Annotated in this window: 1 protein-coding gene; it reads right to left on the bottom strand. The window is 44.2% G+C overall.

All coding sequences use genetic code 11. The annotated features are described in order from the left end of the window. Positions 1 to 335, bottom strand: a 335-nt coding sequence (locus tag AC4J95_RS21230; RefSeq protein WP_494551559.1) for a transposase, incomplete at both ends; no start/stop codon positions are given.

Raw genomic sequence — 335 nt, 5'->3', positions numbered from 1 at the left:
GGGCCGTTGGAATAAGGAACTCGCAACGCTCGTTTGATTTCTGTTCGGTATTTCTTGAAGGTCTTGAACACTGGTTGGTAGTGTTCTGGCAACTCCTTGTAGTTTTCCTCTAGGAGCGCGGTGAATTCAGGAACATCTCGTCTTTTGATAGTGGACAGAAAATGCTGGTAGACTTCGTAGCCCCGCTTTAAGGAGTCATCATAAGATAATAGTCGATCGACTATCTCTGCTTCTGTTAGATGATCACGAAAGGATGGACGCCAGTAGCGGTGTTGTCCCTTTAATTCCCACGCATTCTTTTGAAGCAGTTTCCAGTATTTCTTTAAGTGTTTTGA

The sequence above is a fragment of the Enterococcus sp. GPZ-007 genome, assembly GCF_059374735.1.
This window is presented reverse-complemented; position numbering and strand designations above follow the sequence as displayed.